Here is a 17,345-nt window from a genome sequence, read left to right as displayed (position 1 = left end):
ATTCTCTACCTGTTCAGACGGCGGCAATATCTGTGTCATGTTTGAACCGACACCACAGGGGTGGAAGGTCCTCGGGAACCGGCCGGTACTGGCCGATCTCTGACCAGCCGCCAGGGCCATGGAAGTCACTGCCGGCGCTGACCAGCAGACCGAACTCACGGGCAAGGATTGCCAGGCTGCCGACCTGTTCCGCAGGCTGATGGCCATTGACCACCTCGATCGCATGCCCGCCTGCTTGAATATAGTCGGCAATCAGCTTCCGGCGCTTGCTGCGGGTGAAATCGTAATGCCACGGATGCGCGAGGCTGACCCAGGCCCCGGCGGCACGCAGTGTGCCAACGGTGTCTTCCAGCGTCGGCCAGTGCAACTTGACGTCACCCAGCTTGCCGGCGCCGAGCCATTTGCGGAATGCCTCGGCGCGATCCTTTACAAAACCTTCACGCACCATCCAGTCGGCGAAATGCGGACGGGCCGGGGCGTTGCCACTGTCACCCAGTTCCTGCTGGACCTGCCGGGCACCTTCGAGGGCACCGGGCATGCCCTTGAGGGCGAGCTTGCGGCTTATTTCTTCCGACCGCAGCCAGCGGCCATCGTGCAATTTGGCAATCGCCTCGACCAACGGCGCGGCATTGACATCAAAACCGTAGCCCAACACATGAATCGTCGCGCCGCCCCAGGTGCAGGACAATTCGACGCCGTTGACCAGTTGCATGCCCAATTCGTTGGCGGCCGTGCGCGCTTCGGCGAGGCCTTCGAGGGTGTCGTGGTCAGTCAACGCCAGGATTCGCACGCCGTTCTCGAACGCACGCGCAACCAGAACCGCAGGCGCGAGGGCGCCATCGGAGGCCGTGCTATGGCAATGCAAATCAACATTCACGGGGAGTTGTAACCTCAAATCAGCTGGCGCTATCGCGCGCCCATATGTTTGTTATTATGCCGCCACATCCAGCTTCTGGCTCTCACTGTGAAACAATTCATCGATTTCATCCCGCTTCTGCTGTTCTTCATCGTTTACAAACTTGATCCACGGGTCGTCGACATCGCTGGCCATGAAGTGACTGTAGGCGGTATTTACAGCGCCACGGCGATGCTGATCATCAGTTCCCTGGTGGTGTACGGCGCGTTGTTCATCAAACAGCGCAAGCTGGAAAAGAGCCAATGGCTGACCCTGATTGCCTGCCTGGTTTTCGGCAGCCTGACGCTGGCCTTTCACAGCGAGACCTTCCTCAAGTGGAAAGCCCCGGTGGTCAACTGGCTGTTCGCCGTCGCCTTCATCGGCAGCCACTTCATCGGTGACCGCCTGCTGATCAAACGCATCATGGGCCACGCACTGAGCCTTCCGGATCCGGTCTGGACCCGCCTGAACATCGCCTGGATCGGCTTTTTCCTGTTCTGCGGCGCTGCCAACCTGTTCGTCGCCTTCACCTTCCAGAGCTACTGGGTGGACTTCAAGGTGTTCGGCAGCCTGGGCATGACCTTGGTATTCCTGGTCGCACAGGGCATTTACCTGTCGCGTCATCTGCACGATGCCGATACCCCAACAACACCAAAAACCGAGGACTGACATGCTCTACGCCATCATTGCCACCGACGTCGCCAACTCGCTGGAAGCACGCCTGGCCGCGCGCCCTGCGCATCTGGAACGCCTGCAAGCGCTCAAGGGCGAAGGCCGCATCGTATTGGCCGGCCCGCACCCGGCCGTCGACAGCAATGATCCGGGCGCTGCGGGTTTCACCGGCAGCCTGATCGTCGCCGAATTCGATTCCCTCAGCGCTGCGCAGGCATGGGCCGATGCTGATCCGTACATCGCCGCGGGTGTCTACGCCAACGTGGTCGTCAAGCCGTTCAAGCAAGTCCTGCCTTAAACGTCCGGTGATGAGGGGATTTCCCCCTCATCACTCGCGACACTGCCTCACGCAATGAACCTTCCTGGTTCTTGCTGCTCTCAATCGCTCATTATTCTCGTTTGCCTGCCGACAACCTGCCCAATATCCATTTGGAAACAGGTGTCGCGATGCGCAAGGGTCCGTTGTGTCTGATGTTGGTCACGTTGTCGATCATGGCACCCGCCCATGGTGAGGAAACCACCGAAGGCGGCAGTTCCACGCCATTGTCGTTAAGCGCCGGCAGCCAGATCACCGAGTTGCAGCAGCGCCTCAAGGCCAGCGAGCAGCAACGGGAAGAACTGAGCAAACAACTGCAAAATGCCGACAATACCCGTGAAAGCGCCCAGCTCGCCCGGTTGCGCCAGGAGAACCAGCGTCTCAAGCTGCAACTCAAGGAAGCCCAGGCCAGCCCGCTGCCGCGTCTGCTGACTGATCAGCAGCAATGGTTCGTCACGGGCGCCGGAGTAGCGCTATTGGCGCTGCTCTGCGGTATCTTTGCCAGTGGAGCAAGCCGAAAACGTCGGCAATGGCTAAATTGAGTGAGTCATGAGCGAGCTGTTACTGATTGATGATGACCAGGAGTTGTGCGAACTCCTGAGTAGCTGGCTGAGCCAGGAAGGCTTCCATGTGCGCGCCTGCCACGATGGCCAGAGTGCGCGCAAGGCGTTGGCCGAAACGGCCCCGGCGGCGGTGGTGCTGGATGTGATGCTGCCCGATGGCAGCGGTCTGGAACTGCTCAAGCAACTGCGCAACGACCACGCCGATCTGCCGGTGCTGATGCTTTCGGCCCGGGGTGAGCCGCTGGATCGCATCCTCGGTCTGGAACTGGGCGCCGACGATTATCTGGCCAAACCCTGCGACCCACGAGAACTGACCGCCCGCCTGCGCGCCGTACTGCGCCGCAGCCACCCGGCGGCAGTCTCGACGCAGCTTGAGCTGGGCGATCTGAGTTTCAGTCCGGTGCGCGGCGTGGTCAGCATCGACGAGAAAGAACTGACCCTTACCGTTTCCGAAAGCCGCCTGCTCGAAGCCCTGCTCAAGCAACCCGGCGAGCCGCTGGACAAACAGGAACTGGCGCAGATCGCCCTCGGCCGCAAGCTGACCCTGTACGACCGCAGCCTCGACATGCACGTCAGCAACCTGCGCAAGAAGATAGGTCCGCATCCCGACGGCCGCCCACGCATCGTCGCGCTGCGCAGCCGCGGTTACTACTACAGCCTCTGAACTGCACACATCCCCCGGCCAACGGTAACCGACGCCTCCCCCTGTAGGAGCTGCCGCAGGCTGCGATCTGATCGTTCCCACGCTCTGCGTGGGAATGCAGCCGGGGACGCTCTGCGTCCCACAGTCAAAAGATCGCAGCGTGCCGCAGCTCCTACAACGGGATATGTGTAAGGTTGGGCGCGAAACGTCTTTACCGAAGCTTTACGCAGTGCTGACCGCCGCTGACCTTGATCTCCGTAATCTGAACTCATCCGGAACGTACCGGGAACGAGACAAGGAGATACACCATGCGCAAGACTCTTATCGCTCTGATGTTCGCTGCCGCTCTGCCAACCGTCGCCATGGCCATGCCGCAAGACGGTGGCCCGATGGGTGGCCCGCTCGACGGCCCACGCCACGGCGGTCAGATGCACGGCATGCACGGCAAAGGCCCGTACAGCCAACTCGACCTGTCCCGCGAACAGCGCGAACAGATCCGCAAGATCATGGGCGAGCAGATGCACGAGCGTAAGCAAGTGGTCGACAAGTATCTGGAAAAACTCTCGCCGGCTGACCAGAAAGCCATGAAGGACGAGATGGCCGCCAACCACAAGAAAGCCGAGACGGATGTTCGCGCCGTGTTGAAACCGGATCAACAGAAGAAATTCGACGAGATCCAGAAAAAACAGGCCGAGCGTCGCGCCGAATGGGCCGAATTCAAGGCGTGGAAAGCGCAACAGGCGCAAAAGGCGCAATAATGTTCTGACCCCGGACCCGACGGCTAAACACCGCCGGGTCTTTTTCCACCGATCCAATGTAGGAGTGAGCCTGCTCGCGATAGCGGTGTGTCAGTCAACGAATACTTGTCTGACTCACCGCTACCGCGAGCAGGCTCACTCCTACAGGGATTTGCGTTTGTTCTGAGGATTTTCTGTGCGTTCATTGTTCTGGCGTATTCTCGCGAGCTTCTGGCTGGCCATCGCTCTGGTGGCCGGGCTGTCCATTCTGCTCGGGCACATGCTCAACCAGGATGCGTGGATCCTCAGCCGCCATCCGGGCCTCAACACCCTCGCCGGCGAATGGACGCAAACCTACGAAGCCCAGGGCGAGGAAGCTGCTCAGGACATCCTCGAACAGCGCAAACGCCAATATCACATCGATGTTCAGGTGCTGAACGAATCCGGCGACCCGGTGGTTCGCGGCACCTTCCCGCGCCGCGCAGCCGCGTTCGAAGCCCGCCAGAACAATGATGACCGGCGCCTGCCATGGCGACGTCTGACCGATGAATTCACCAGCGAAAAAACCGGTGACACCTACCTGTTCATCTACCGCATCCCGCATCCGGAACTCGACTCTTGGCACCGCGAAAGTCTGCTTTGGCCATTGAGTGCGCTGGGCATCGCGTTGGTGGTGCTGACCCTGTTCAGTCTGTTGGTGACCTTCTCCATCACCCGCCCGCTCAGCCGTTTGCGCGGCGCGGTGCATGATCTCGGGCAGACCACTTATCAGCAGAACAGCCTGGCGAAACTGGCCAATCGCCGCGACGAATTCGGCGTGCTGGCCAACGATTTCAACCGCATGGGCGCGCGCCTGCAAAGCCTGATTGGCAGCCAGCGACAGCTGTTGCGCGACGTTTCCCACGAATTGCGCTCACCGTTGGCGCGGCTGCGTATCGCCCTGGCCCTGGCCGAACGCGCCAACCCTGAAGAACGCGAGAAACTCTGGCCACGCCTGACGCGCGAGTGTGATCGGCTGGAAGCGTTGATCAGTGAAATTCTGGTATTGGCGCGGGTCGATGCCGACAACGCCAGTGCTGAAGAGGTGGATCTGAATGCGTTGCTCGGCCTCTTGCAGAAGGACGCAAAACTGGGATCGCCCGAGCAGATCGTGCGTCTGGATGCCGAACCGCAGCTGAATCTGAAAGGCTGGCCGACCATGATCGAGCGCGCCGTCGATAACCTGCTGCGCAACGCCCAGCGCTTCAACCCGGAAGGTCAGCCGATTGAAATGCAGGCTTCACGTCAGGGTGAAAAAATCATCGTGAGCGTGCGCGACCATGGGCCGGGGGTGCAGGCTGAACATTTGAGCCAGTTGGGCGAGCCGTTTTACCGGGCGCCGGGACAGACGGCGGCGGGACACGGTTTGGGCCTGGCGATTGCGCGAAGGGCTGCGGAGCGGCATGGTGGGAGTTTGACGCTGGCCAATCATCCGCAGGGTGGGTTTATTGCCAGCCTGGAATTGCCGTTGGTGCCCGGAGCGGTGGTGCAACTTTAAGAGCCTAAAAGCTACCCTCACCCCAGCCCTCTCCCGGAGGGAGAGGGGGCCGACCGAGGTGTCTTAAGTCATACATCGACCTGAAGAACCGAGTTGATTATGGATTCAACAGAACCGTAATCCGAGTCGTTTATGGTTTCGCCAGAGCGGTAATCCGAGTCGTTTATGGTTTCGCCAGAGCGGTAATCCGCGTCGATTCTGGATTCAGCGAAGATCGCTCAGGTCGGCGTACCTCTTGAGCATCCCCCAATCAGTCCCCTCTCCCTCTGGGAGAGGGCTAGGGTGAGGGGCTTTTGATCTTCAGGCGTTGGCGGGCCAGGCGCTGACGAACTCGGCCAGATCAACCTTCTCCGCCACACGCGGCTCTTTCTGCGGCGTGCCGAGGTAGAGAAACGCGATGACCTCTTCGCCTTCCGCCAGCCCCAAGCCTTGGGCGACATGTTTCGAATAAGCCAGATCACCCGTACGCCACACCGCACCAATCCCCTGCGCATACGCCGCCAGCAAAATCCCGTGCGCCGCACACCCGGCCGCCAGCAACTGCTCGGCCTTCGGATATTTAACGTGTTCCTGCAATTTGGCGATCACCACAACCACCAACGGCGCTCGCAGCGGACCGTTGCGCGCCTTGTCGATCATCGCTTCGGTGACCTCGCCTTCCTGCTGCTGTGCAGCCTCGGCCAGCAACTCGCCCATCTGTTCACGCGCCGCGCCTTCGACCGTCAGGAAGCGATACGGCTGCAAATGCCCGTGATCCGGCGCGCGCAACGCGGCGCCAAACAGGGCTTCGCGCTGCTCGGCAGTGGGGGCCGGTTCGACCAGTCGTGGAACGGAAACACGGTTGAGCAACGCGTCGAGAGCCTGCATCGGCCACCTCCTGAAAAATATGTGCGGCTATTCTAGCTGTATCTGCCAACAGGATGCCGGTTTACATGCCCTGCCCCACGGGTAGAATGGCGCCCTTCCCACATCAGCCCGAGCGGACTTCATGGCGTTGCCGACCTTACGGATCATTGGTTTCATCATCGGCATCTTCCTGATCACCCTGGCTGTGGCCATGGTCGTGCCTATGGCCACCCTGGTGATTTTCGAGCGCACCGGTGATCTGCCGTCGTTCCTCTGGGCGAGCATGATCACTTTTGTCGCCGGCCTCGCGCTGGTGATTCCCGGCCGCCCGGAACACATTCACCTGCGCCCGCGCGACATGTACCTGCTGACGGTCAGCAGTTGGCTGGTGGTGTGCATTTTTGCTGCGCTGCCGTTTCTGCTGACCCAGCACATCAGCTACACCGACTCGTTTTTCGAAAGCATGTCCGGCATCACCGCGACCGGCTCGACCGTACTCAGCGGGCTCGACACCATGTCACCGGGGATCCTGATGTGGCGCTCGCTGCTGCACTGGCTCGGCGGCATCGGCTTTATCGGCATGGCGGTGGCGATTCTGCCGCTGCTGCGTATCGGTGGCATGCGCCTGTTCCAGACTGAATCCTCGGACCGCTCGGAAAAGGTCATGCCGCGCTCGCACATGGTGGCGCGCCTGATTGTGGCAGCGTATGTCGGCATCACCATCCTTGGCAGCCTGGCGTTCTGGTGGGCCGGGATGAGTCCGTTCGACGCGATCAACCACGCGATGTCGGCGATCTCCACTGGCGGGTTCTCGACCTCCGATCAATCCCTGGCCAAGTGGACGCAACCGGCGGTGCACTGGGTCGCAGTCGTCATCATGATTCTCGGCAGCCTGCCGTTCACCCTGTACGTGGCGACGTTGCGCGGCAACCGCAAGGCGTTGATCAAGGATCAGCAGGTGCAGGGTTTGCTCGGTATGCTGCTGGTGACCTGGCTGGTGCTCGGCACCTGGTACTGGTGGACGACCAATTTGCATTGGCTGGAGGCGCTACGCCACGTAGCGCTGAACGTGACGTCGGTGGTCACCACCACCGGTTTCGCCCTCGGCGACTACAGCCTGTGGGGTAACTTCTCACTGATGCTGTTTTTCTATCTGGGTTTTGTCGGTGGTTGTTCCGGGTCGACGGCGGGCGGGATCAAGATCTTCCGTTTCCAGGTCGCCTACATCTTGCTCAAGGCCAACCTTAATCAACTGATTCACCCGCGCGCGGTGATCAAGCAGAAGTACAACGGCCACCGTCTCGACGAAGAGATCGTCCGTTCGATTCTGACCTTTTCGTTCTTCTTCGCCATTACCATCTGCGTGATCGCCCTGCTCCTGTCGCTGCTTGGCGTTGACTGGATGACCGCGTTGACCGGCGCTGCCAGCACCGTGTCCGGGGTCGGCCCGGGCCTGGGAGAGACCATTGGCCCGGCGGGCAACTTCGCCACTCTGCCGGACGCGGCCAAGTGGATCCTGTCGTTCGGCATGCTGCTCGGCCGACTGGAGATCATTACGGTGTTTGTACTGTGTATTCCGGCCTTTTGGCGTCACTGACCGCGCTCGGCGCCTGCAACAACCGCGTCCGGTAATCGCCGGGCGTGGTGTCGAACCAGCGGCGGAACGCGCGAAAGAAGTTGCTCGGGTCGGCAAATCCCAACAGATAAGCGATTTCCAGCAGCGTCATGCTCGGTTGCGCCAGATACTGCTCGGCCAGTTCGCGGCGGGTGTCATCGAGCAACTGCTGAAAACTGGTGCCCTCCTCCTGCAAACGACGCTGCAAGGTACGCTGCGATAAATGCAGAGTCTGCGCCACAGTATCGCGCTTCGGCTCACCTTGCGGCAGCAAACGGCACAGCACCTGTCGCGCCTTGTGGGTCACGCGGCTTTCGGAAAACCGCGCCAGATATTCCCCGGCAAAGCGGTCGTGCAACAGCGCCATCGCTTCGTTGGCTGTCGGCAGCGGCGCTTCCATATCGGCGCGTTCGAAGATCAGCGCGTCATACGGCGCGTTGAACATCAGCGGCGCGTGGAAGGCTTGTTTGTAGGGTTCCAGGTCCTCGGGTTCGGCGCCCTGCACCAGCACTTTGACCGGGTGCAACGTGCGTCCGGTCAACCAGCCGCACAGGCCCAGCGCACAGGCCAGCGAGGCTTCGGCGCTTTGCCGGGTCGGCGGCAGATGGTCACCGTGCACGGTCAGAATCAGCGCATAACCTTCATCAAGCAATCGGAAACTCAGATCGGCGCTCTCGGCGATGATGCGCTGATAGCGCACCAGCCGTTGAAAGCCTTCGGCGAGGGTATTGCTCGACATCAACGCGTAGCCGGCGACATGAAAAGACGCCGGTCGCACCACCTTGCCCATGTTCAGGCCGATCGCCGGGTTGCCGGATAACTCGACCGCCCGTTGCCAGAGACGGGTCATGGAATCTTGCGGGAAGCGCGCATCCGGATCATCCAGAGCCGTGTAATCGAGCCCCAGTTGTTTGAACAGAACCCGGCAATCCAGGCCGTCCATCTCCAATGCTTTGACAATCCCCATCGCCCAGCTTGCAGAAGTCGTTCGTTCGCTCATGGCGTTTTTCTTTTACATGATGGGCCGCATGTTACGGCCCGATTTGCGAAGGATACTAAAGTGGCGCCGATTGTCACTGGCCCACGCCAATGATCACTCTAGACTCAAATAAGCTACCCGCAGCACAACTCGTCGCCAGAACAATAACCACAGAGAACGCGGTCGTGGAAAACATCAAACATTTCAACAGCTTCGCTGAGTTCTATCCGTATTACCTCCGCGAACACAGCAACAGCACCTGCCGGCGCCTGCATTTCATCGGCACGACACTGGTGATTTTTATTCTCGCGCTGACCATCGCCAAGGGCGCCTGGCTGCTGTTATTGGCCTTGCCGCTGGCCGGTTACAGCTTCGCCTGGGTCGGGCACTTCTTCTTTGAAAAGAACCGGCCGGCGACTTTCCAGCATCCGCTGTACAGCCTGCTTGGCGACTTCGTCATGTACCGCGACATGATTCTGGGTCGCGTGGCGTTCTGAATGAGGGTCAGCCAATGAATGCCAATGCCTGCTTCACCCATATGAAGGACGGTACCCAAGAAGATTGGGCGATCATCGCCGCCGACTTCAGCGCCTACGCCAAACAGTTGCCCGCACGGATTATGACCCACCTGAAACTGCTGGAAGGCGATTTCGGTGGCTTCCCGGTGGATCGCCTGACCCACTCGCTGCAAACCGCCACCCGTGCCTTTCGTGACGGGCGCGACGAGGAATATGTGGTTTGTGCCTTGCTGCATGACATCGGCGACACCCTGGGTTCGTACAACCATCCGGACATTGCCGCTGCGATACTCAAGCCGTTCGTCAGTGCCGAGAATGTGTGGATGGTCGAGAAGCACGGGGTGTTTCAGGGGTATTACTTCTTTCATCACCTGGGCATGGATCGGCATCTGCGTGAACAGTTCGCCGGTCATCCGCAGTTTCAGGCAACGGCCGAATTTTGCGCCAAATACGATGCGGCGGCGTTTGATCCTGACTATGACACGCTGCCGTTGAGTTTTTTCGAGTCGATGATGGAGCGGTTGTTTGCGCAGCCGAAGAACTCGATTTACAAGGCCGCGATGGAGCAACAGTCGCCAGCGTAATCATCCTCGGGAACCGCTGCGCGGTTCATCGCGAGCAGGCTCACTCCTACAGTTGAAATGCGTACCCCTGTAGGAGTGAGCCTGCTCGCGATGAGGCCCTCTCAATCACCAGAGCATTAGGCGAGTTCGGCGACTTTGGCCGCTTTCAGCTCCGCCTCCCGCGCCTGCGCATCCGCCAGCCGATACAACTCGATCGTGCCATCCCAGTGTTCGATCAGCGCCGTGCACGACTCCACCCAATCGCCGCAATTGAGGTAATCCACCTCGCCGACCTTGCGGATCTCGGCATGGTGAATGTGCCCGCACACCACGCCATGCAACTCGCGCTTCACGCATTCATGGGCGATGGCTTCTTCAAAGTCGCTGATGAAACTCACCGCGGTCTTCACCTTGTGTTTCAGGTACGCCGACAGCGACCAATAGCCGTAGCCATAGCGGGCACGCCAGTGGTTGAGCCAGCGATTGAGGGTCAAAGTGAATTCGTAGGCGGAGTCGCCAAGGAAGGCCAGCCAGCGGTGATAACGGGTGATTACGTCGAACTGATCGCCATGAATCACCAGCAGATGCCGGCCATCCGCCGTGACATGCACCGCTTCGTCGACCAACTGGATATTGCCCAGAATCAGCTTCGAATAACGACGCAGGAATTCGTCGTGGTTGCCGGTGACGTAAATCACCTCGGTGCCGCGCTTGCTCATGGTCAGCAAGCGGCGGATCACGTTGGTATGCGCCTGCGGCCAGTACATGCCGCCGCGTAGCTTCCAACCGTCAATGATGTCGCCAACCAGGTAAATCTTGTCGGCATGGTAGCCCTTGAGAAATTGCGACAAGTGCTCGGCCTGGCAATCCCGCGTGCCCAGGTGCACGTCGGAGATCCACAGGGTTCGCACCCGTTGTTTACGACTGGGTCGGGCGAGCTCGGCGCTGGTCATGGGCAACCCTCTGCGATGTTTTCGCCACTGTGCGCGCGCCCGGTTAATCGACCATGACAAGCGTGAGTCAGTCCTGTGACAACGCATCCGGCGTGCGCCGGTGTAGACTGACGACCACTTCGGAGACGACCTGCCATGCGACCGATCCTCACCCTGCGCCAGTACACCCACGATTTGATCGCCCACAGCCACGACCACGCGCAATTGGTGTTCGGGCTGTCCGGTGCGCTGGATTTCGAGGTCGAGGGCAGTGGCAGTCAGGTGCGTCAGCAGAGTTTTGTAGTTATCCCTTCCGGCGCTCATCATGCCTGCGGCAGTCCCAATGGTAGCCGCTGTCTGGTACTGGATATCCCGAACGGCCAATGGCTGACGGATTCACTGGGCGAACATGCCGACGCCAGCCATCGTCTGCTCGATCAACCGGCGCGCCTGTCGCTGGATTCGGGGCAAAGTCAGTTGGTCAGCTGGCTGGCAAACAGTCCGGTCAGCGATCCATTGATTGCCCAGCAAGGCGCGGTGTTGCTGCTGGCCAGTCTGAATCACGCGCAACCTGCGGAACACGCCATTCGCCGCCTGCCCTATGCCGCACTGGATGCGCACATCGAGCAATACGCCGCGTATCCGCTGCAAGTCGCCGATCTGGCACGGGTGGCAGGATTGTCCAGCGCGCGTCTGCATGCGCGGTTCATGGCCGAATGCGGGCAGACGCCGATGGATTACATCCGCAGCCGACGCCTGCATCTGGCCGTGCAAATGCTCCGCGACACAGCACTGCCGATCGGCGAAGTTGCCAGTCGCGTCGGCTACAGCTCGCAGAGCGCTTTCTCGGCCGCGATCCTACGTGAGTTCAGCGCATCACCCGGCCAGCTTCGGCGCGATTCCTGCGACAAACGACGATAGTCTGCCGACAGACTTTCGACCTTCCCCGGCTCATTATGTGTCCACTGCTGATCATTCCCACGCGCAGCAAAGGAATGCAGCCCGTGACGCTCCGCGTCACTGGACGCAGAGCGTCCCTAGAGGCGTTACCACGCAGAGCGTGGGAACGATCAAGAATTGTGTTTGAGATAGAAGGATTGCAATGACTCCGCGTACCGCCCTCGGCGCTCTGCATATCGGTGCTTTGATGTTTGGCCTGACGGGTGTGTTCGGCAAACTCGCTGCCGCGTCCCCCGCTGTGATCGTCTTTGGACGCGCGGCTTTCGCCGTACTCGCCCTGGCATTTTTCGCCCGTTTCGCCAGCCAGCAAGGCTGGCAGAAACTTCAGGCCGTGGACTGGCGCCGCCTCGCCCTCAGCGGCGTGTTGCTGGCCGGGCACTGGGTGAGTTTCTTTCTGTCTGTGAAGATCGCCGGTGTCGCCATCGCGACGTTGGGCTTTGCCAGTTTCCCGGCCTTCACGGTGATTCTCGAAGGGCTGATCTTCCGTGAACGCATCCGCGCCAATGAAATACTGCTGGTGGTGTTGGTCAGCATCGGCCTGATTCTGGTGACCCCGGCCTTCGATCTCGGCAGCGGTGCGACCATCGGCTTGCTCTGGTCAGTGCTTTCGGGGCTGCTGTTCTCGCTACTGTCGCTGACCAACCGCGCCAGCTCCGGGCGCATCCCGGCGGTACAGGCGGCGTTGTGTCAAAACGTCGTGGTGGCGCTGTGTCTGCTGCCGGTTGCAGCACCGCTACTCAGCGAAGTACGCGCACTCGACTGGCTGTGGATCGCCCTGCTCGGGGTGTTCTGTACCGGCGTCGCGCACAGCCTGTTCGTCGCCAGCCTGGCGGTGATCAAGGCGCGCACGGCGGCGGTAGTGTTTGCGCTGGAGCCAGTCTACGGCATCACCGTCGCCTGGCTGTTGTTCAATGAAAACCCGACGTCGAAGATGTTGATCGGCGGTGCGTTGATCATTGTTGCCATCGTCGTGTCAGCGCGGATGTCCGGCCATGCCGACAAGAAAACCGTCGCCGCCGAGGCTGCGTCTCACTGAGTGCGGTCGTTGTGACCGAGGTCGCGGTCAGGATCGATCTGATCACGAACCCGCTGCTTTAACACCTTAGCCTCGGGAAAACCGCCATCAGCCTTGCGTTCCCAGATCTGCACGCCGTCGCAGGTGATGTGAAATACCCCGCCGGTGCCGGGCACCAGGGAGACTTTGCCGAGGTCATCGCCAAAGGTGCTGAGCAGTTCCTGCGCCAGCCACGCCGCGCGCAGCAGCCACTGGCATTGGGTGCAATAGGTGATGACAACTTCTGCTTTTGCGACAGTCATGTTCGCTGAAACTCCTGAGACAGAGGGCGCCGCTATAATAGCCGGCTTTATCGCTTGCCCCGAGACTCACAATGCGCCGTTTGCTGTTCTGCCTGCTGCTTGGTTTGCTTCCACTGTTTGTTCACGCCAGTGACGCGCCGCGACCGAAAGTCGGCCTGGTGCTGTCCGGCGGCGCCGCGCGTGGTCTGGCGCACATCGGTGTGCTCAAAGCCCTGGAAGAGCAAGGCATCAAAATCGATGCGATCGCCGGCACCAGCATGGGCGCGGTGGTCGGCGGCCTGTACGCCTCGGGCTACAAGATCGATGAGCTGGAAAAACTCGCGCTGAACATCGACTGGCAAGCCGCATTGTCCGACGCCCCGCCGCGGGAGGACGTGCCGTTTCGACGCAAACAGGATGACCGCGACTTTCTGGTGAAACAGAAACTCAGCTTTCGCGACGACGGCAGTCTCGGCCTGCCTCTGGGTGTGATTCAGGGCCAGAACCTCGCGCTGCTGCTGGAAAGCCTGCTGGCCCACACCAGCGATACCCGGGATTTCGACAAACTGCCGATCCCGTTCCGCGCTGTGGCCACCGACATTGCCAATGGCGAAAAAGTGGTGTTCCGCAAAGGCCACTTGCCTCAGGTGATCCGCGCCAGCATGTCGATCCCGGCGGTGTTCGCCCCGGTCGAGCTCGACGGCCGGCTGTTGGTGGACGGCGGTATGACCGACAATATCCCTCTGGATGTCGCGCGGGAAATGGGCGTTGACGTGGCCATCGTCGTCGACATCGGCACACCGCTGCGCAACCGCAAGCAACTGACCACCGTGGTCGATGTGCTGAACCAGTCGATCACCCTGATGACCCGCAGTAATTCCGAAGAACAACTGGCCGCGCTGAAATCCTCCGATGTGCTGATCCAGCCTGCGCTGGCCGCATACGGTGTCACCGATTTCGGTAAAGCCCAGGACATGATCGACGCAGGTTACCGCGCGACCCGCATCCTCGATGCGCGCCTCGCCGTGCTCAAACCCGAGGAATCCCAAGACGCCGAACTTGCTGCCGCCCGTTCCCCGGGGCAGCGCACGCCGATCATTACCGCGATCCGTGTCGAAAACGACTCGAAAGTCGATGACGACGTGATCCGCTACTACATCCGCCAGCACATCGGCGAGCCGCTGGACCTGGGGCGATTGCACTCGGACATGGGCACCTTGTATGGCCTCGACTACTTCGAACAAGTGCAGTACCGCGTGGTGCACAAGGGCCAGGACCACACCCTGGTGATCAGTGCCCGGGGCAAGCGCAGCGGCACCGATTACCTGCGGGTCGGTCTCAATCTGTCCGACGACATGCGTGGCGATAGCGCCTTCAACCTCGGTGCCAGTTACCGCATCAACGGCATCAACCGCCTCGGCGCGGAATGGCTGACCCGTGCGCAGATTGGCGATAAACAAGAGCTGTATACCGAGTTCTATCAACCGCTGGACGTCGGTTCGCGCTATTTCGTCGCACCGTACGCCTCGTTCGAGGCGCAGAACGTTGAAGCGGTGCTCGACAACGATCCGATCGCACAGTACCGCGTCGAGCGCTACGGTTTCGGCCTTAACTTCGGTCGCCAGATCGGCAACAACGGCGAAGTGCGGTTCGGTGTCGGCGAGGCCTGGGGCAAGGCCGATGTGCGCATTGGTGATCAGGACCTGCCGAGTGAAAACTTCAACGAAGGCTTCTATGCGCTGAAATATTCGTACGACTCACTGGATAACGTCTACTTCCCTCACGAAGGCAAGGACGTCAGCCTGACGCTGATGCAGTTCGAACCGGGGCTGGGTTCGGATACGCGCTATCGACAATGGGAATTCAAACTCGACAAAGCCATGAGCCGTGGCCCGGACACGCTGATTCTCGGCGGGCGCTACGGGCGTACGCTGGACGATGCCAATGTGGTGACGTCGAGCTTCCTGCTCGGCGGCGCGCGGCAATTGTCGGGGTTCCGTGAAGACGCGATTTCCGGGCAGAACGTCAGCCTGATGCGCGCGGTGTACTACCGCCGGCTGACGCCGCGCTCGTATCTGCCGCTAGACTTTCCGCTGTATGCCGGCGCCTCGCTGGAGCGTGGGCGGGCGTGGAACAACGACAATGAGTTCGACAGTGGCTACATCAACGCCGCCAGCGTGTTCATTGGTTTTGACACGCCGCTGGGGCCGTTGAATTTCAGTTACGGGTTGAATGATGCGAATGAGCAGGCGGTTTATCTGAACCTTGGCCAGACCTTCTGATCAGGTCGCCTGACAATCCGTCTTCGCGAGCAGGCTCGCTCCCACAGGGGAACGCATTCCAATTGTGGGAGCGAGCCTGCTCGCGAAAACGATATCAGCGCCACCGCAAATCAATCGGGTATTAGCGAATCCCCGCCAACAACGTTCGCGCCGTTTGCTTCAACGGCTCATCGCCTTCCTTGAGTAACTCGTTAAGCAGCGCAATCGCACTGTCGATGTCACCGTCATCAATGCAGGTCTGCGCCTGTTCGAGTTTTCCGGAGTTTTCATCGTGTAGCGGCTCAGTTGCGTGCAAGTCCAACGGTTGCAACACCAGAGACGGCTCGGCATCGGCAAACTCATTGAGAAAATCTTCATCCAGCGGCTCGGCGTGCGGCTCAGGGATCCACTCAAGTTCGGCGTCCTCGCCGGCCGCTTCCGGCAGTTCAAAATCCTGCGGCAGTATTTTCAGGCTGGAGCCCAGCGCCGAGGTGTCTGCCGTTGGCTCAGTAGTGGCCGTGCGGCTGTCTTCCAGATCCCAACTGGAATCCATCGACAGCTCGCCCAGATTCAACTCGAAATCATCTTCAGGTGCCGGTTGGGCCGTGACAGCAGGCGCCAGCGCAATGACGGGCGCCGCCGCGGCCAACGGTGCGGCACCCGCCAGTTTCGGATGTCGAACACGAACGTCCTGTAACGTCTGGGCATCTACGCCTTGTTCACACAACTGACTTTCCTGCTGTTCATACGCGGCGCTGTCACCCTGGCGTCCCAGGACTTCGAGCAACTGCAAACCGATATCGGTGCGCTCCGGCTCCTTGTGCAAAGCGTCGCGCAATAACCCAGCAGCTTCGCCCAAGCGGCCGTAGGCCAGATAGATTCCTACCGCCTCCAGCACATCGCCCGCTGCCGGTTCTTCACGGTGTTGGGTTGAGGTTTGAGCCCTGACAGACTCTGCGCTTTCGACTTCAGCAACGTCAGGTTCATCGCCCTGCGGCAACTGTGGCAGCGGTCGATCAGCCTGTTGCGACTGTTGCCGTCGACGGTGCACAAACAGACCGGCCAAGGCCCCCAGCAACAGCAACAGGCCCCCGAACAATGGCCAGTTCAAACCGTCATCTGTGGACTCGACAGGTACCACAACCGGGGCAGGTGCCGGAGCGACTTCGGTCGGTGGCGGGGCTTTCCTGAGTTCGGTCAATTGCGTTTGCAGCTCAGTAATCTGCTTCTTGCCAGCGGCAATCTGCACATCCTGCGTCTGCAGTTTGGCGTTCAGCTCATCGACGCTCTTTTGCAATTGCTGATTGAGTAAGACACTGGCAGCCAGTTGCTCGGCGAGTGCATCGTTGGCCGGCGGATTTGCAGGCGTTGGCGCGGGCACGGCATCGCGTTTGGCCTGAGGTGCCTGCGGCGCTGCGACAACAGGCTCGACACTGGGAAACGCGGAAGATTGTGCACGCGGATCAGGTTCATCGGTGGCCGGCACGATACCCGGCGAACCCGGAGGGTCGATCAACACCGTGTACTCACGCAGCAAACGGCCATTGGGCTGATTGAGCTGCACAAGGAAATTCAGAAAAGGTTCGTTGACTGGTTTGCTTGACGTGACCCGGATCATCTGGCGATTACCATGCAGGATCGGGATGAACTTGAGGTCGTTGAGGAAGAACACCCGCTCGACCCTGGCCTCGGCGAATTCATCCGCCGTGGCCAGGCGCACCGTCAGATCGTTTGGCGTCAGCCCGCCAACATCGACCAACGCGATATCGGCCTTGAGCGGCTGATTGAGACCTGAATGAACGGTGATATCACCCAGCCCCACAGCCATCGACCAGGCCGAATAGCTGAATACGCCAGCGGCCAGCAGCCATTTGGCGCCACCGCGCAGTACCACGTGCCGACTTGCGAGCATGAGCATCCCTTAAATAAGCAAAACCGACTTCTATGCGTTCGCACATCCGGTACGAACACGATATTGCCCAGTAGTTCTTATAGTCGGCTCAGCGCGATCT

Annotated in this window: 18 protein-coding genes; 12 read left to right on the top strand and 6 right to left on the bottom strand. The window is 60.4% G+C overall.

All coding sequences use genetic code 11. From position 1 onward, the window contains the following. Positions 1–13: 13 nt before the first annotated feature. On the bottom strand, positions 14–877 hold the full coding sequence (locus AC0ZWN_RS19500; RefSeq protein ID WP_476336173.1) for a PHP domain-containing protein: 864 nt from the start codon (positions 875–877) through the stop codon (positions 14–16). 87 nt (positions 878–964) lie between these two features. Here AC0ZWN_RS19500 and AC0ZWN_RS19495 point away from each other — a divergent pair, with 87 nt between their 5' ends. From AC0ZWN_RS19495 to AC0ZWN_RS19470, 6 genes are all read left to right on the top strand, one after another. Next, positions 965–1,564, top strand: coding sequence for a septation protein A (locus tag AC0ZWN_RS19495; RefSeq protein ID WP_099758321.1), 600 nt, complete (start codon positions 965–967; stop codon positions 1,562–1,564). 1 nt (position 1,565) lies between these two features. Next, positions 1,566–1,865 carry a YciI family protein gene (locus AC0ZWN_RS19490; protein WP_007919677.1) on the top strand — a complete coding sequence of 100 codons (300 nt, stop codon included), beginning with the start codon at positions 1,566–1,568 and terminating at the stop codon, positions 1,863–1,865. 149 nt (positions 1,866–2,014) lie between these two features. Beyond that, a complete protein-coding gene (locus tag AC0ZWN_RS19485; protein ID WP_038363742.1) occupies positions 2,015–2,425 on the top strand; it encodes an SH3 domain-containing protein in 411 nt (136 codons plus the stop codon). Positions 2,426–2,432: 7 nt separating this feature from the next. Further along, complete coding sequence (locus AC0ZWN_RS19480) at positions 2,433–3,110, top strand: response regulator transcription factor (protein WP_093439526.1); 678 nt, start codon at positions 2,433–2,435, stop codon at positions 3,108–3,110. A 287-nt stretch (positions 3,111–3,397) separates the two neighbouring features. Continuing rightward, the gene (locus AC0ZWN_RS19475; RefSeq protein WP_016987938.1) at positions 3,398–3,847 is read left to right on the top strand and encodes a Spy/CpxP family protein refolding chaperone; all 450 of its coding nucleotides are present in this window, start codon (positions 3,398–3,400) and stop codon (positions 3,845–3,847) included. Positions 3,848–4,022: 175 nt separating this feature from the next. Further along, entirely contained in the window at positions 4,023–5,363 is a 1,341-nt protein-coding gene (locus tag AC0ZWN_RS19470) for a sensor histidine kinase (protein ID WP_093439518.1), read from the top strand. A gap of 300 nt (positions 5,364–5,663) precedes the next feature. Here the strand turns inward: AC0ZWN_RS19470 and AC0ZWN_RS19465 are convergent, their stop codons facing one another. Continuing rightward, positions 5,664–6,230 (bottom strand): nitroreductase family protein, encoded by a 567-nt coding sequence (locus AC0ZWN_RS19465; protein ID WP_476336172.1) that lies wholly within the window; start codon positions 6,228–6,230, stop codon positions 5,664–5,666. Between the two features lie 121 nt (positions 6,231–6,351). Between AC0ZWN_RS19465 and AC0ZWN_RS19460 the strand changes: the two genes are divergently transcribed. After that, positions 6,352–7,806, top strand: a complete 1,455-nt coding sequence (locus AC0ZWN_RS19460) for a TrkH family potassium uptake protein (protein ID WP_093442646.1) — start codon at positions 6,352–6,354, stop codon at positions 7,804–7,806. Here the strand turns inward: AC0ZWN_RS19460 and AC0ZWN_RS19455 are convergent. After that, positions 7,763–8,824 (bottom strand): AraC family transcriptional regulator, encoded by a 1,062-nt coding sequence (locus tag AC0ZWN_RS19455; RefSeq protein ID WP_202894563.1) that lies wholly within the window; start codon positions 8,822–8,824, stop codon positions 7,763–7,765. The two genes, AC0ZWN_RS19460 and AC0ZWN_RS19455, sit on opposite strands and share 44 nt — an antisense overlap. Positions 8,825–8,988: 164 nt before the next feature. On the opposite strand from AC0ZWN_RS19455, the gene AC0ZWN_RS19450 reads away from it, so the two are divergent. Beyond that, positions 8,989–9,300, top strand: coding sequence for an Mpo1-like protein (locus AC0ZWN_RS19450; RefSeq protein ID WP_476336171.1), 312 nt, complete (start codon positions 8,989–8,991; stop codon positions 9,298–9,300). A 14-nt stretch (positions 9,301–9,314) separates the two neighbouring features. Continuing rightward, positions 9,315–9,905 (top strand): HD domain-containing protein, encoded by a 591-nt coding sequence (locus tag AC0ZWN_RS19445; RefSeq protein WP_320337203.1) that lies wholly within the window; start codon positions 9,315–9,317, stop codon positions 9,903–9,905. Between the two features lie 116 nt (positions 9,906–10,021). On the opposite strand, the gene AC0ZWN_RS19440 is transcribed toward AC0ZWN_RS19445, so the two are convergent. Then, positions 10,022–10,837, bottom strand: coding sequence for a UDP-2,3-diacylglucosamine diphosphatase (locus AC0ZWN_RS19440; protein ID WP_007919701.1), 816 nt, complete (start codon positions 10,835–10,837; stop codon positions 10,022–10,024). Between the two features lie 135 nt (positions 10,838–10,972). Here AC0ZWN_RS19440 and AC0ZWN_RS19435 point away from each other — a divergent pair, with 135 nt between their 5' ends. Then, entirely contained in the window at positions 10,973–11,737 is a 765-nt protein-coding gene (locus AC0ZWN_RS19435; RefSeq protein ID WP_093442629.1) for an AraC family transcriptional regulator, read from the top strand. A 181-nt stretch (positions 11,738–11,918) separates the two neighbouring features. After that, positions 11,919–12,812, top strand: coding sequence for a DMT family transporter (locus AC0ZWN_RS19430; RefSeq protein WP_093442625.1), 894 nt, complete (start codon positions 11,919–11,921; stop codon positions 12,810–12,812). Here the strand turns inward: AC0ZWN_RS19430 and AC0ZWN_RS19425 are convergent. Further along, positions 12,806–13,093, bottom strand: a complete 288-nt coding sequence (locus AC0ZWN_RS19425; protein WP_093442622.1) for an Rdx family protein — start codon at positions 13,091–13,093, stop codon at positions 12,806–12,808. The two genes, AC0ZWN_RS19430 and AC0ZWN_RS19425, sit on opposite strands and share 7 nt — an antisense overlap. A 71-nt stretch (positions 13,094–13,164) precedes the next feature. On the opposite strand from AC0ZWN_RS19425, the gene AC0ZWN_RS19420 reads away from it, so the two are divergent. After that, complete coding sequence (locus AC0ZWN_RS19420) at positions 13,165–15,354, top strand: patatin-like phospholipase family protein (protein ID WP_093442619.1); 2,190 nt, start codon at positions 13,165–13,167, stop codon at positions 15,352–15,354. 121 nt (positions 15,355–15,475) lie between these two features. Here AC0ZWN_RS19420 and AC0ZWN_RS19415 read toward each other — a convergent pair whose 3' ends face one another. Continuing rightward, positions 15,476–17,245, bottom strand: a complete 1,770-nt coding sequence (locus AC0ZWN_RS19415) for a motility hub landmark protein FimV (RefSeq protein WP_476336170.1) — start codon at positions 17,243–17,245, stop codon at positions 15,476–15,478. Positions 17,246–17,345 lie beyond the last annotated feature (100 nt).

Source organism: Pseudomonas sp. 3B-A001-10F, assembly GCF_056313565.1.
This window is presented reverse-complemented; position numbering and strand designations above follow the sequence as displayed.